Origin of the sequence: Actinotignum sanguinis, assembly GCF_003957255.1 — a bacterium.
Classification (GTDB): domain Bacteria; phylum Actinomycetota; class Actinomycetes; order Actinomycetales; family Actinomycetaceae; genus Actinotignum; species Actinotignum sanguinis.
This window is the reverse complement of the sequence record NZ_QDIE01000009.1, coordinates 1-15,089: the sequence shown is the minus strand read 5'-3', so window position 1 is coordinate 15,089 and position 15,089 is coordinate 1. Positions and strand designations below refer to the sequence as shown.

11 protein-coding genes and 1 tRNA gene are annotated in these 15,089 nt (G+C 63.2%); 4 read left to right on the top strand and 8 right to left on the bottom strand.

The features are described from left to right. The first annotated feature begins 198 nt into the window (after positions 1-198). A complete protein-coding gene (locus DDD64_RS03610; protein WP_126135065.1) occupies positions 199-2,355 on the top strand; it encodes a CAP domain-containing protein in 2,157 nt (718 codons plus the stop codon). A gap of 120 nt (positions 2,356-2,475) precedes the next feature. On the opposite strand, the gene DDD64_RS03605 is transcribed toward DDD64_RS03610, so the two are convergent. Both DDD64_RS03605 and DDD64_RS03600 read right to left on the bottom strand, forming a co-directional pair. Next, entirely contained in the window at positions 2,476-3,615 is a 1,140-nt protein-coding gene (locus DDD64_RS03605) for a 6-phosphofructokinase (protein WP_026428940.1), read from the bottom strand. A gap of 3 nt (positions 3,616-3,618) precedes the next feature. After that, complete coding sequence (locus DDD64_RS03600) at positions 3,619-3,996, bottom strand: cell division protein CrgA (RefSeq protein WP_126135064.1); 378 nt, start codon at positions 3,994-3,996, stop codon at positions 3,619-3,621. A gap of 257 nt (positions 3,997-4,253) precedes the next feature. Between DDD64_RS03600 and DDD64_RS03595 the strand changes: the two genes are divergently transcribed. Further along, the gene (locus tag DDD64_RS03595) at positions 4,254-5,159 is read left to right on the top strand and encodes a class E sortase (RefSeq protein WP_126135063.1); all 906 of its coding nucleotides are present in this window, start codon (positions 4,254-4,256) and stop codon (positions 5,157-5,159) included. 69 nt (positions 5,160-5,228) lie between these two features. Further along, on the top strand, positions 5,229-5,387 hold the full coding sequence (locus DDD64_RS08740; RefSeq protein WP_164545900.1) for a hypothetical protein: 159 nt from the start codon (positions 5,229-5,231) through the stop codon (positions 5,385-5,387). A 501-nt stretch (positions 5,388-5,888) separates the two neighbouring features. Here the strand turns inward: DDD64_RS08740 and pknB are convergent. From pknB to DDD64_RS03565, 6 genes are read right to left on the bottom strand one after another with little or no spacing between them, the layout of a single operon-like run. After that, positions 5,889-8,021: a Stk1 family PASTA domain-containing Ser/Thr kinase gene (gene pknB, locus DDD64_RS03590; protein ID WP_126135062.1), complete on the bottom strand. Its 2,133-nt coding sequence runs from the start codon at positions 8,019-8,021 to the stop codon at positions 5,889-5,891. Between the two features lie 29 nt (positions 8,022-8,050). Then, the gene (locus DDD64_RS03585; RefSeq protein WP_126135061.1) at positions 8,051-9,508 is read right to left on the bottom strand and encodes a penicillin-binding transpeptidase domain-containing protein; all 1,458 of its coding nucleotides are present in this window, start codon (positions 9,506-9,508) and stop codon (positions 8,051-8,053) included. Then, positions 9,505-10,941, bottom strand: coding sequence for an FtsW/RodA/SpoVE family cell cycle protein (locus DDD64_RS03580; protein WP_126135060.1), 1,437 nt, complete (start codon positions 10,939-10,941; stop codon positions 9,505-9,507). The genes DDD64_RS03585 and DDD64_RS03580 overlap by 4 nt, the downstream gene beginning before the upstream one ends. Continuing rightward, on the bottom strand, positions 10,938-12,455 hold the full coding sequence (locus DDD64_RS03575) for a PP2C family protein-serine/threonine phosphatase (protein WP_126135059.1): 1,518 nt from the start codon (positions 12,453-12,455) through the stop codon (positions 10,938-10,940). The genes DDD64_RS03580 and DDD64_RS03575 overlap by 4 nt, the downstream gene beginning before the upstream one ends. Further along, positions 12,452-12,949, bottom strand: a complete 498-nt coding sequence (locus DDD64_RS03570) for an FHA domain-containing protein FhaB/FipA (RefSeq protein WP_126135058.1) — start codon at positions 12,947-12,949, stop codon at positions 12,452-12,454. Before DDD64_RS03570 ends, DDD64_RS03575 begins: the two co-directional genes overlap by 4 nt. Then, positions 12,946-13,644 carry an FHA domain-containing protein gene (locus DDD64_RS03565; protein WP_126135057.1) on the bottom strand — a complete coding sequence of 233 codons (699 nt, stop codon included), beginning with the start codon at positions 13,642-13,644 and terminating at the stop codon, positions 12,946-12,948. Before DDD64_RS03565 ends, DDD64_RS03570 begins: the two co-directional genes overlap by 4 nt. Positions 13,645-13,992: 348 nt before the next feature. Here DDD64_RS03565 and DDD64_RS03555 point away from each other — a divergent pair. Beyond that, positions 13,993-14,079, top strand: a tRNA-Leu gene (locus DDD64_RS03555). Positions 14,080-15,089 lie beyond the last annotated feature (1,010 nt).

Genomic DNA, 15,089 nt, shown 5'->3' with positions numbered 1-15,089 from the left:
CAATTCGCACCCAAATAACATCGATGTAATTATCCACAGGGTTATCCCCGGTTGGGGATAACGGGGCCCTGAGCTGGGTATGCGCTCCGGGCGGTTTCGCGGACTTCGCGATAGTGCGCAGGGTCACTTATTTTTCAATGTGCATGCCTATATTCTGAAAATTACCTGGGAGTATAGCGCTGATCGAAGGAGACATATATGCGCACAACAGCACTCATGTTGGCGGGAACGCTTCTCGCCCCGCTGGCAGTCCAGGCCCTGCCCGCCGCACCTGCGCAAGAGCCAGCCCGGCTGGTGTGCGGCGCGGGAAAAATGACCCCGGATCAGATGCGGGCCTGCCTGGCCAAAGCTATTAAAGATCGCGACGCCATCGTCGCTGAGCTGGAAGCCAAGGGGATTGATGTGGCCGAAGCGCGTAAGCTCGCGCAGGAATGGGCCAAGGCAGATAAGGACCGCAGCACCTGGGAAGCGCGGTATAACCAGGAAAAGTACTACGTCGATAACTTTGATCAGGTGAAGAAGACGTACGACGATGCCGCAACCCAGCTTGCGGCGGCTCAGCGTGAATTCGATCAGGCTCAGGCGGAATATAACGCTGCCACGCAGCCTGATCCGGCGGCCGTAGCGGCGGCGCAACGCCAGATGGATAGCGCGAATGCTGCGCTCGAGGCTTCCAAGCGGGAAGCCCAGGCCCGTTGGAATCGCGGCTCGCTCGGATTCTTCGAGGCGATGGGGGATACGGCCGCGGTTGAGGCTTTCTCTGAGACGGGTACCGTCAATGACGTTCCGATTCCGCAATACACCAAGCTTGGGCAACCCGGGGATGCCACCAATCTGGATCTCATGCGCGAGTCGATTCACCGGGTCGATAAGCTCAATGAGCTGCGGGCGCGCCACGGGCTCGCCCCACTGAAGATTTCTTCCGGTCTCATGGCTCACGCTCAGATCAATGCCAATGTGAATGTGCATGGCGGCTTCTTCGATCACGTGGGTGGTTTCAATTACGGTGAGAATATTGCCGCCATGCCCAGCCGCAATGGGGATCCCTTCACCTTGTGGTATGACAAGGAAAAAGCAGAGTATGACCGGGGCGTGCGTGGCCCGAGTGTGAGCCACTACATCAATATTATTGATCCGGGCTATGTGACCACCGGCTTCGCCATCGCGGATCCCGATCAATTGCCCTATTACTTCTTCGGGAACACCTTCGCGAGGAAGGGCATGATTGGCGATCAGTTCCTGCCCGGCTACACCACCGCTGAGTACCTGGCCCGCCTGGATGGATATATCGGGAGTGCGCGGGAAAATATGACCCATGGGACTCCCGAGGCGCGCCGCGCGGTGGTGGAAGCACAGGATGCTTTCCAGCGCGCGAATGCGGGTAAGGAAGATCCGGCCGCGCGGGCGAAACTCGATCAGGCCAGGGATACTTTGAAGAGCGCTCGCAGCGTCCACTTCGTTGCCAAGCACTCCTACGACGAAGCGCTCAAAGCCCAAAAGAGCTTCCCGGAAACCAAGAAGTCCCGCGCCGAGGCCCTGGCGCATTTCAAGGATATTGATGCCAAACTTTCCGAAGCTAGCGATCTTATCGCGAAGCTCGCCAAGGCCGAAGCTGAGGTGCTGCGCGCCCAAGAGTGGGTGGACCGGATCGATACCCCGGGGCGCCCGGCAGATACCGGCAACGTGTTCTACGTGTCGAATGACTGGACATCCACCCAGGCATCCTCGGTGTTCTCCTATGGCCGAGCCCGCGATGAAGTGCTTGTCGGTGACTGGAATGGCGACGGTACGGATACTTTCGCGGTGCGCCGCGGCAATATGATCTACGTGAAGAACTCCGTGGACGGGGGCGCCGCCGATATCGCCTTCAGCTACGGACGGGTGGGCGATGAGATCCTCGTCGGTGATTTCGACGGCGATGGCCGCGATACTTTCGCGGTCCGGCGCGGCAACACCTTCTATGTTCTCAACTCGCTCCACAGCGGGAACGCGGACCAGGTCATTAACTACGGCCGCTACGGCGACACCGTGTACGCCGGTGACTTCAACGGAGACGGTATCGATACTTTCGCGGTGCGCCGCGGTAGCACCTACTTCGTGAAGAACCACATCTCCTCGGGAATCGCGGATCATGTATTCGCTTACGGGCGCGCTGGAGATGCCACCATCCTGGGTGATTTCGACGGCGATGGCCGTGATACTTTCGCGGTGCGGCGGGCCAACAACATCTACGTCAAGAACTCGCTGGGTACTGGTGATGCTGATGCTGTGCTCACCTACGGGCGCGTGAGCGACGAGCTCTACGTGGGCGATTGGGACGGAAACGGAACCGATACCCCGGCGGTGCGCCGCTAGCGATCAGCCGCCGTGGCACATATACAGCGCGGGCCGGTTGTTTGGATCAGTTCCAAACTTCCGGCCCGCGGTTGTGTCTACATGCGCCACTTCTCGGTCAGTGACGCGAGGGTTTGTCGCTTAGAGCGCCTCACCCAGGCTGGTGCCGACGGCGCGCGCCGCGGCCACCCAGGGGTGATCCACCGGGACCAACTTGTCCTTCCCGGCCACATCCTCGAGCGGCACCGGCACGGCCTGCCCGTTCTGGGAGGCGATCATCACGCCGGATTTCCCGTGCGCCACCACATCGGCGGCCGCGCTCCCCAGCACGGTTCCCAGCAGCCGGTCCGCGGCGTCGGGAATTCCCCCGCGCTGCACGTAGCCAAGGATGGTTACGCGTGCCTCCAAGCCAGTGGCCTCCTCCAGCTGCTGCGCCACCAGGAAAGTAGATTCGCGCTCGTTTTCCTCAATGGAACGCCGGTGGCTCTTCGCCGCCTCCTTCGCCTCCGGGGTGGGGGCGTGGCGTACTAGGTCATTGGCGGCGGCCAGCTGGGCTGCCACCGGAATAGAATGCGCGCCTTCGGCCACGGCCACCACGGAGAAAGGCCGCCCATTTTCCGCCCGCCGCCGGATCGACGCCGCACACGACTCAATCGAATACGGGATCTCCGGGATGAGAATAATATCGGCCCCTCCGGCAATCCCGGCACCCAGCGTAAGCCACCCGGCCCGATGCCCCATCAGCTCCACCACGATAATGCGGTGATGGGAATGGGCGGTGGAATGGAGCCGGTCAATAGCATCGGTGGCGATAGACAGCGCCGTCGAAAAACCGAAGCTGGTGTCCGTGTGCATGATGTCGTTATCGATGGTTTTGGGCAGGTGGATAACGGGCAGCCCGGCCTGCGCCAGCCGATTCGCGTTCTTCGCGGTCCCGCCCCCGCCGATGCACACCAGCGCATCGATATGCTCATCTTCGAGGTTCTGGGCGATCTGCGGAATCATATCCACGTACCCGCCGTTGCCGTCCGGGAACTTATGGACCTTATCGCGCGAGGTGCCCAGCATCGTGCCACCCTGCGTCAAAATCCCGGCCAGCGAATCCGAATCCAGCGGCATATAGCGGTTATTGACGAGCCCGGTAATACCGTTGCGGTACCCCACCAGCTCCATGCCGTACTTGCCCATCGCGGCTTTACCAAACCCGCGGATGGCGGCATTGAGGCCAGGGGCATCACCGCCGGCAGTGAGGATACCGACCCGCTTCACTGCTTTCCCCATCGGCTACTTCCACCCCATCGTCATGAGGAAGCCCACGATCATGAAGCCGAAGCCGAGGAACAGATTGCCGTTATTCCACCCCGGAATGGGGAAACGGCCACCCGTCACGTAAGCGAGCACCACCACGATAAGGCCAATGATCATGAGCGTGCACATGACCGGCGCCCACCAGCTCGGCGAGCGGCGATCCTTCTGCGCGACCTTACGGGAGCGCTTCGCCTCATCCTTTTCCCGAGTGGCCTGCGCTGCAATATCGCGCTTGGTGCCGGGGCGGCGCACGTCCTTCGCCGAGGGAGCAGAGCTCTTGCGCGACTTCCGAGCCGGGGCAGCGTTGCCGGTGGCTTCCGAAAGTTCGGGTTCGTCAAACTGTTGATCTGTCATGTTCTACCTTCCGCGGTTCCTTCCGCCCCTAAGCCTAACGAAGTAACGCGCCCGGTGGCGCGCTCAATCGCGCGATTCCTCTGGTATTTTTTCACAAAAGCCGGCGCGGGGCCATGTGCGCGGCCGCTGGCGGGTGGCGCGCGGGCGTAGCGGCGCCGTCGTTCCTAAAAATGAGGGGAGTTATCTCACCGCATTTTTCGAGCCGAAACCACTATTCTGTTTCTAGTACGAATCCGGTGGCAGTGGAAGGTGAGACTATGCGCGAACAGCAGCCCGAACGAGGGCGCCGTGCGGGAAGGCGCGCGGCAGAAGGAAACGCCGCTCGCGCTCCGCGGCACGAAGCTGTGGGGCGGTACCGCCCGGCTACCGCCAGTGCAGGTACGCCGCCGCAGCAGCCTGCCGCACCGGCCGCCACCGCCACCATCAACGCAACCCGGGCAGGCGCACCCGCCCGGCGCCGCGGCGGCATCCTCAACGCAATTATCGGCGTGATCGGGGAGCTACTCATTACCGCGGGAATCGTGGTGGGCCTCTTTATCGTGTGGCAGGTCTACTGGACTGACCTGGGCGCGAACCGCGATCAGGCCCAGCAGATCGAAACCGTCAATAAGCAATGGGGCGATCCGCGCGGCACCACCAAGGTGGGGACCCCGCGCACCGATGCCCCGCCGGCCCCGGATCACGTGAATCGCACGGGTGACCTGGAAGGCATTATTTACATCCCGCGCTTCGGTGCCGATTGGCGCTATACCGTCAAATACGGCGTGGACCTGGAAGCCGTGGTGGATACCGGGAGTTTTGGGCATTACCCGGATACCCAGTACGTGGGGGAGATCGGTAATTACGCGATCACCGCGCACCGCCAGACCTACGGCGCGGCCATGCGCGATGTGCCCGAGCTCCAACCAGGCGACCCGATTATTGTGCAAACCAAGAACGCCTACTACGTCTACAAGGTCACCGAGCACGAGGTTGTGCCGCCTACACAGGTAGGCGTGCTGGCGCCGGTACCGAATAAGCCGGAGGAGGCGCCCACCCAGCGCATCCTCACCATTACCACCTGCCATCCGCCCTTTGTGTCCAGCGACCGCTGGATTACCTACGCCACCCTCGATCACTGGGTCGACGCCGCCGAGGGCGCCCCGGCGGAGCTGGTGAAGTAAAAAGTAGGCGGCCGGCTCGCCCCGGGGTGGGCACTAGCAGATATACGTGAAGAAGAAACGGAGCATGCAATGTACGGATTTATTTGGCGGCACCTGCCCGGCCCGACGTGGTTGAAGGTCATCGAGGCCCTTATCATTATCGCCGCGATTGTTTTCGCGCTCTTTGAGTGGGTTTTCCCCTGGATAAATACCGTTTTCCGCCCGCAGGACACCACCATCACGCAGTAGTTGGCCACGGGGTTGCCGGAACCTGATAACTGGCTATGTGGCTAGCCGGACCACAGCTAGGACGCAGTGGTTGGCCACGGGGTTAGTCGGACCACAGCTAGCACACGATAGCGCGGTACCAGCCCCTGCGGGGGCGGTACGTGTTGTCAGAGCTGTACTTCGCATGTACGACATCCGCAGTACATCCCGGAAAAAACACCCCGCCCCGCCGGCTAGAAAATAGGAAAGCGGAAAGCCGGCGGGCGGGGTGCTCGGATAATGCAACCTCTCGGCATGAGCGCCCGCAAATAGCAACACCACAACGCGATGGCTTGTAAAATGCAGCTTCTCGACGCGGAAGGTCTCAGAGAGCAACGCCTCAGCACACAGGTGCCGCAGAAAGCAACACTCTGGGCCAGGAGTTCACAAAAAGCAACGCCAGCGCACGATTTGGAAAAGTTAATGTAGTTTTGGTTGCATTTTGCGGACCGGTCCGTGAGCAACCCGGTTTCCGGTAGCTACTTACCCGTTCCCCTGCCCGGTGGGTGCGGGGTTGGGGTGCGCGCCGCCCGCGCCACCGTTACCTCCCGATCCGCCAGAGCCGGAACCACCAGAACCGGAGCCGGCGGGCGGAGTACTCGGGGTGGGAGTGGGCGCCGGGGCGATGCCCACGGTAATACGCATCTCGGTATCGCGCTGAACCACGGTACCCGGAGCAATGCTCGCATCCACGACCTTGCCGACCTTCGCCGGGTCGGTGACCTCCTGCTCGCTTTGGCCCACGACCGTGAGGCGAGCATCGCGCAATGCCGCCCGCGCTTCATCTACGCTCATTCCGCGTACATCCGGAACTGCCACATTGCCGCTGGCTACCTGCAGCTTCACGGTACTGCCGGGCTTCACGCTTTCGCCCACATTCGGGCTGGTAGACACCACCCGGTCGCGGTCCTCGCTCGGGTCATTAACCTGCTCCATACCGCCCACGGTCAGCCCCGCCGCGCGTAGCGCCTGGGATGCCTGATCCGTGCTCATCCCCACCACATCGGGAACCTGCACGGCGGACGGACCGGAGGAGAAATGCAAGGTCACGCGGCTGCCTACATCCACGGTGCTCCGCATCGCCGGATTGGAGGACACAACCAGCCCCTTGTCCACGGTATCGCTGGACACATCCGTGCCGCGCACGAATTCCAGGCCCAAGCTGGTGAGCTGTTGGCTGGCCTGCACCTCGGTCCACCCCACCATATCGGGGATCGCCACCTGCGCCACCGCGGTTTCGGTGGGTTGCGGTTCGGCGGAGTCGCCCCGCCCGGACAGGAAGAACCAGCCCAGGATCCCCAGGGCAATAACAAGCAGAGCCACCCCGCCCCAAATGAAGGGCGCACTGGACTTCTTCTTTACCGGCGGTTGCGCTCCGGTTGCCGTGGGGTCATAACCGGGATAGCTCCCGGTGGGGTAGCTGCCCGTGGGGTAGGCCCCGGGGTAGGCGCCCGTCGGGTACCCACCCGGGTAGGTGGGCGCGCCGCCCGGCTGCGCCGTCGTACTAGAAATCGCACCCGCACCGGCACCGCCCGCGGCACCCGCACCGGCACCGCCGGCGCCCCCAGCGGTCGCGGTGGGATAAGCGGTGGTGGAGGCGGGGCGGGCGTTAGTGGCCGAATAGGCTTGCGTAGCGGCCGTCGCGGCATTTGCCCCGGCCGCGCCAATACCAGCAACACCGGCACCAGCAACACCGGCCGCACCAATCGCCCCCGTCCCGTAAGCATTCCAGGAGGAAACCGCCGGGGCGTCCACGCCTTCCCCGCGTGCCGCGGCCAACAGGTCCGCGCGGAATTCGGCGGCGTCCTGGTAGCGGTCCTCGCGGCTCTTCGCCAGGGATTTCATGACCACGCGGTCAATGGCGTCCGGGATATCGGAAGCGATCTGGGAAGCCGGCTTGGGAGTTTCAGAAACGTGCTGGTAGGCCACCGCCACCGCGCTATCGCCCACGAAGGGCGGGCGCCCGGTGAGGAGCTCATACAGCACGCAGCCGGTGGAATACAGGTCGGAGCGCGCATCCACCACTTCCCCGCGCGCCTGCTCGGGGGAGAGGTACTGGGCGGTGCCCACCACGGAGTTCGTTTGCGTCATCGTGGCAGCGGAATCGGCAATTGCGCGGGCGATCCCGAAGTCCATGACCTTCACCTTGCCGCCGGTGGTGAGCATAATATTGCCCGGCTTGATATCGCGGTGAATGATGCCTTCGTGATGGGAGTATTCCAGCGCGGAAAGCACCCCCACCACGATCTGCACGGCCTCCCCGATGGGTACCGGGTCCCCGCCGTGCAGCAGGGAGGCCACGGTGCGGCCCTTGACGTACTCCATGACGATATAGGGCAGCGCCAGCTCGGTGCCGCCCGCAGAAGTCACGGTTTCTTCCCCGGTGTCATACACGGACACGATGGAGGGGTGGTTGAGCGCGGCCGCCGATTGCGCCTCACGCCGGAAACGGGCCAGGAAGGTGGCATCCTGCGCCAGGTCGGTGCGCAGGATCTTAATCGCTACCGTGCGTGAGAGCCGGGTGTCGTAGCCGAGATGTACTTCGGCCATACCGCCTCGACCGATGATCTCGCCCACCTGGTAGCGGTTGCCGAGTACGCGGGGGATATCATTCACGTCGCGTCACCTTTCTGCTGAGCATCTGCTTAGTTCACCTTAGCTTCAAGTACTGTGCGGGCAAGGGGGGCGGCAACGGAGCCACCGTCGCCATTCCACACGGCATTGCCCGAATTCTCGACCACCACGGCCACGGTATAGGCAGTGTCCCCGATGGTCGCATTCCCCACGAACCACGCGTGCGGGGGGATATCGTTCGTGATTTCCGCGGTCCCGGTTTTCCCGGAGGTTTCAATCCCGGGGAGGGTGAAGAGGTACCCGGTGCCGTTCTTGACCTCGTTGACCATCATCTGGTGCATATACCCCGCGGTTTGCTGGCTCATCGCGCGGGAGAGCACTTCCGGTTCGCTTTCGCTCACGGGTTCGAGATCCGCGGTGAGGGTGCGGCGCACCAGATTCGGTTTCATCACCACGCCGTCATTAGCGATCGCCGCACCGACCATCGCCATCTGCATCGGGGTGACCCGAATATCGCGTTGGCCGATGGAATCCATGGCGAGCGCCGCGGCGTCCGCGGGGGCGGGGAAACGCGAAGCGGAAACGGGTAGCGGCGTGGAAAGCTCGCTGTTGAAACCGAATTTTTCGGCCTGCGCCACCATTTTTTCCGGGCCCACCGCGATCCCGCCGATCGCGAACGGCGTATTGCACGATTGCGCGAATGCCTCGGTGAGCGTAACTTTCCCGGAGCCGTCCCCGCAGGCGGCCTGCCCCGGGTTCCACATATCGTGCGTGGTCCCCGGCGGCACGAAGGTGCGGGGGGCCTCCACCAGCGAATCTGGGCTCAGCCCGAGGTTCTCAATCATCGCGGTGGCGGTGAGCAGCTTGAACGACGAGCCGGGCGCGTACTGATCCCCGCCGGTAGCCCGGTCGATGAGCGGCGTGGTGGGATCGGTTTCGAGAGCCTGATAGTTCTCGCGCGCGGCCGCGGTATCGTGCGTGGCCACGCCGTTCGGGTCAAATCCGGGGGTGGAGACCTGCGCCAGAATATCTCCGGTGCGGGAATTAAGTACGACGACGGCGCCGCGCTGGTTACCCAGCGCGGCGGCTGCGGCCTCCTGGAGCTGGGGATCAATAGTGAGCTCAACGCCCCCGCCCTGAGGTTGGGAACCGGTAATAAGCTCTTCGATACGTTGACCGGCCAGGGAGGAATCCGAGCCGCCCAGGACCGGGTTCATGGCGCGTTCCAAGCCCGTCATCGAGTTATGGGCGATGGAGTAGTAGCCGGTGAGATTCGAATAAATCTCCGGGCGCTCGTAAACGCGCAGGTAGTTGTAGGCATCGTCGATGGGCTGGGAGGAAACAATAGATTCCCCGGCCACGATAATGGGACCGCGCTGGGTACCGTATTCGCGGTAGAGCGTCCGCACATTCCACGCATTGGCGTTGAGGCTGGCGGCCTGGAAGAACTGGATCGCGGTGGTGGAGCCGGCCAAACCTAAGAACATGACCGCGAGGACCGCGACAAGCTGGCGGATAGGGCGATTCACGGGCGCACCACCTCCGTGCGGGCATCGTCGCTCTCACTATCGCCCTCACTAACGCGCTCATCGGCGTTCCCGCGCAGGATCGCGAGTTCATCGGTGGTGGGCAGCGGGCGTGCTTCTTCCGGGCGGCGGGCGGTGTGCGACATGCGGATCAACAGCGCGATAATGATCCAGTTCGTCAGCAGTGCCGAGCCGCCGTGCGCGAGGAAAGGCAGGGCCAGGCCGGTCAGCGGGATAATGCGCGTCACCCCGCCGATAACGATGAAGCATTGCAGCCCGAGCACGAAAGACAGCCCGGAAGCGAGGAGTTTGCCGAAGCCGTCGCGCGATTCCAGGGCAACCCGCATGCCGCGACTGATGAGAAGCAGGTAGATGCACAGGATGGCACCCACGCCCACCAGGCCGAGTTCCTCAGCGAAAGAGGCGTAAATGAAATCGGAATGCGCCGCGTAAACCAGGTTCGGGTAGCCGCGCCCCAGCCCCGCCCCGAAGAGTCCCCCGGAGGCCATGCCGAAGAGCCCCTGAACCACCTGGTAGGAGCCGCCGACGGCGTCGTACAGTTCCGGGTCGAAGGGGTCGAGCCAGATCGCGAAACGGGCCTGCACATGGGATACGGTTGTTGAAATGAACCACACCCCGCCCACGGTGAGGAGCGCGCCGATGGCCAGCCAGGAGACCTGCTCGGTGGCCACCCACAGCATCGCCACGAAAAGCCCGAAGAAGAGCAGCGCGGTGCCGAAATCGCGTTCAAAAACAAGGACTCCCATGCACAGCGCCCAGGCGATAAGAACCGGGAGGATATGGCGGGCCTTAGGGAGGCGAATTCCCAGGATTTTCGGGCCGGCGAGCGCCAGGTTATCGCGTTCGGTCACGAGGTAGGCCGCGAAGAACACCGCGAAACAGATTTTCGCGACTTCGGCCGGCTGGAAGGACATCCCGCCCACCGCGATCCACAGGCGCGAACCGTTGAGGGTGCGGCCCAGCGGGCTGAGCGGGAGGAGGAGCAGCACCACCCCGGCGATGAGCGAGGTCCACATGTAATTTTGCAGCACCCGATAATTGCGCACGAGCAGCACCGTGACGGCGAAAAATACCAACGCGCCAGCGGTGAGGATGAGCTGGCTGCGGGCGTGATCGGTATCCGCCGCGGCATCCACCCGGTAGATCATGGCCAGGCCCAGCCCGTTGAGGGCGATCGCGCAGGGGAAAAGCACCGGGTCCGCGTAGGGGCACAGTGCGCGAATAAGCAGGTGGCAGGCGAATACCAGGGCGGCGCCGGCACCCACCACCAGCGCGAAGCTGGGCGGCAGCCCGGTATTATCCAGCCCGGTCCACACCAGGTAATAGGCACCCACCCCGATGGCTCCGGCCAGGAGCAGCAGGGTGATTTCCGGCCAGCGGCCGCGGCGCGTGCGCGGGGGAACCACCGTACTCATCGGTTCTCTCCCGGGTTCGCGGGCGTGGGTGTTGCCGCGGTGCCGGGCGTAGCGGGCGCCGGCGTTGGCTCGTTGTTCTGGGCTTTTTGTTCTCGGAGTGCGGCGACGACGGCGCGCGCTTCGCGCAGCGAAGCGCGCGTGATGGGCGTGGCAAGGCGATCTTGGGCCACCGGGGTGAGGTCGCGGACCTGGAGATCAGTAGCTTCCGCCGCGTGGGAGAACTCCAGCGGGCCGAGCCGCTGCGGAATTCCCTGATAGATCGTGACGATGCCATTGTTATTGGCCACGTAGTAGCGGCTCTGGGTCCAGCGGTAAGCGCCGACAAGGCCGGCCACAGCCAGGGCCACGACGGTCAGAATAACCGCCAAACGCGCTCCCCAACGCGCGCGAGGAGCGCCCTCCGCGCCCGAATCCCCGCGGCCCACACCGGACGTGCCGCGGCCCACGCCGGACGCGCCGCCGGCGGCCCCGCTCGCCGGGCTAGTTTTTGCGGATTTATTCTTGGGGCCGGTGCCCGAAGATGTGCCAGCGCCGGACACGGCGCAGCTTCCCGACCTATCTTTTCCAGCCGGAGCCACTGACCCGTTTGTGCCCGCGCCACCATCAGCGCCACCATCAGCCGCAGTCGCAGCTGCAGCACCCACGCCAGCGCCGGCCCCGGCACGAGCATTTTGCGTCAACGTCGCCGCCTTGGCCGCGGCGGAATTACCCCCGCGGGTGGGCCGGCGGTAATCACGCGCCGCCGAACCGACCACAATGGGTTGGGAGGGCAGCGGGCTGGTGAGTGCGGCGTCGTCCACAACATCCGCAAGAATCACGGTGACGTTATCGGGGGCGCCGGCCGCCAACGCTAAATCGATGAGGTGTTCGCCCAGCTGGTGCAGGTCGGGGATCGCGGACATGGCGTGTTCGATGGTGTCGTGCGCAACCACGCCAAATAGGCCGTCCGAGCACAGCAGCCAGCGGTCGCCCACCCGGGCTTCCCGCACGGATTCATCCAGTTCCACCTCGCCGGGGGTATCTCCGAGCGCCCGCATAATCACATTGCGCTGCGGGTGGTGTTCGGCTTCCTCCGGGGTGAGCCGGCCGTGATCCACGAGGTACTGAACCAGAGTGTGATCATGCGTGACCTGGCCGAGCTTGCCATCCCGCAAAAGGTAGGCGCGCGAATCACCGATATGAACCATCGCGAGCTTATTCGAGGCACGCAGCATGGCGATGCAAGTGGTACCCATACCCGCCATTTTCGGGTTCTCCGCAACAAGCTCGAGCATATCGTCATGCGCGGCTTCCACCGCGCGGCGCAGCAGCGGCAGCAAATCATCGGCGGCGTGCACATCATCGACAGCCACCAGATGCCCCACCGTGACCGATGACGCGATATCTCCGGCGGCCGCCCCGCCCATTCCATCTGCCACAACGAGCAAATGAGGCGAGGCGTAGCCACCGTCCTGGTTATTGGAACGAACCAGGCCGACATCGGAAAACGCCGCGTAGCGTAGCTGAATACTCAAACTTGTAGCTCCATCGTGGTTTCCCCCACCTGAATGACAACGCCGGGGTCCAGCGCGGCCGTGCCGTTAATGCGGATCCCCCCTACCAGGGTACCGTTTGTTGAGCCCAGATCCTCCACCCAGCGCCGGCCCTCCGCCGCGAAAATACGGGCGTGATGCCCGGAGGCGTAGGTGTCATCCAGGACGAGAGTGTTATCCGGGGCGCGCCCGATATATACCGGTTGCGAGCTGAGCGGCACCGCGGTTCCCAGCAGCGGACCGCCGGTCACCACCAGGTAAACGGGCCGTTCAACCGGCGCGGCAGGCGGTGCGGGGGAGTCGTTTTCCGCGGGGGCGGGCGCGTGCATGCTGCGGCGTCGTGCCGAAAGAAGAGAAGAACGACGCCGCACGTCCGTTCCCAGCACATCGCGGCGCACCGTTAGCACGACGGCGAAAATAAACAGCCACAGCAGCGCTAGAAAACCGAAGCGCAATAAGGTTATTGCGAGATTCATGAGGCGGAAGCCGTTCCAGTCCAGAACATAATGTGGGTGCGGCCGATGGTGATGGTATTGCCGTCCACCAGGGTGGCCGCGCTAATGCGGTGACCTTCCACGAAGGTGCCGTTGGTGGAGTTGAGATCCGTGGCGATCACGCCATTCGGGGTGACTTGCAGCTCGAGGTGGTGCCGGGAGATGCCCGAGTCGTCCACGCTGATATCGCAATCGGAACCGCGGCCGATAATCGCGGTGGTGCCGGTGAGGAGGTAGCGGTCCCGACCCACCTGGATGAGCGGGTTCTCCTCTGTGCCGGCGCTGCGAGTGGCCGGGGCGATGGCTCCGCGCTGCGTGGTTGTCCGGGTGCGTGCTGTTCCTTCGCGCAACTGGGGATCCTCCTCGAATGTGATCTCAATGGGGCCGACGAATAGATAGTCCTGTTCGGTGGCGTATTCCACCGCGGAGCGGGCGAGTTCCTCGCGGAGGGCCTCCTGGCCCCAGGAATCCACCCGGGCCAGATCCGCCGGGGCGAGCGCGACCGTGAAAATATTGGGGGCAACGGTGCGCTCGCGGGAGAGTTCGGCAGCGTCGCGCGTCATGGCCTTTTTAATATCGGTGAGGATCTCCACCGGTTTTAGCTCGGACTGGAAAACACGAAACGCCCCGGCGACGGCGTTCTCCACTCCCTTTTCAAACTTCCCGAGGGCACCCATGGCCCTGCCCCTTCCCTCTGCAATGTCGGTTCTGCTGTTCTATAGGCGACTGTAATCGCCCGCGCCGGTGCGCCGCTACCTTCCGCGCCGTGAGCGGAGCGGGTGGCGGGGTGGTGGGGGGATGGGGGGTGAGGACCGTGTGGAGCGCGCGGACCGTGCGGGGGCGCTGGTGGTGGCGCGACGGCGCAGCGCTGACGGGGCGGCGCTACGACCCGCTGGTGCTCCGGCTGTGAACGACTGCCGGCGCTGGGATGGCGAAAATGCCGCGCTGCGACGCGTCTCACGTAAATTCGTGCTGCAAAAACTTGGACTAAACGGGGATGAGACGATAAGCTCATACGTGCACTTGCTCAAGTGGCGGAATAGGCAGACGCGCACGGTTCAGGTCCGTGTGCCCGTGAGGGCGTGGGGGTTCAACTCCCCCCTTGAGCACCACAGTTGAACAGATGATATGAGCACCGCTGGTATTTCTCATAGCGGTTTTGGCGATATCGCTCCAATTGGCATTGCCCCATTTCCATTGTGCTCTGGAGCGTTGTGCCGTACACTTGCTGCCGGATAGTTCCTTTGTCTGATGGGAATATCCTTTCCGATAGGTACCCCGGCGCTCTCACCGCCGGGGTCCTTCATCTCAACTCTGGACGGCAGTACCGCGGGCTGCGCTACTTAATACATAGCTGGCCTCGGACTAAACCGGCACCCAGCTTCCCGCCCGCGGAAGCGGTAGCGGTTAAGGCGACACTGATTTTCGCCTTTACAAATCACGAGCCGCATCTCCGGATGTGGCTCTGTGCTTTTCGCATGCCGGCTCCGGGTCGTGTTGCTGAGGGTTCAACAGCGATCCCACAACAGGGTGCAAATCTACGCACCATTTCGGCCTGATTTCTGCACTGGGCTTGCACTACGCGACCCCGACCGTCCGGAATTTGCACTATGTTTACCTCGGACTCGGTGACGAGCCTTCATCGCGAACAAAGTGTGCGTGTGAGTACCGTTTTCACCTGATTTCATGTTCCTCACGCACACTTTGCGGGCTGCGAGGTTCGGGACGCACACTTTGCGGGGCCTGCTGGATTTTGGCACGCGCGCGGGCAATATCGCGAGCGCGTAGACCGCCGAACCTGGTATGTATTTTCCGGGGTGTACTGCGGATGTTGTACATGTGAAGTACAGCTCTGACAACACATGCCCCCTCCCCGGGGGCTGGTGTGAATTTTGAGGTTCGAGTTATAGGGGCCTATAGGACACCCGGCTTATGATGCCTTGGTTTATGGCTAGCTCGACTCACGAAACGCTTGGACTTATTGGGAACGTGGTTGGTTGCGTCCGTTAGTGTGGTGTATCTGTATCCCGCGGTGATCCTCGTGTCGGTATACACAAAGGCGACCATCGCGGGTACCTTTCGAATCAACTCCTACCTATCCTCGAAAGGAGATACCCCGCAA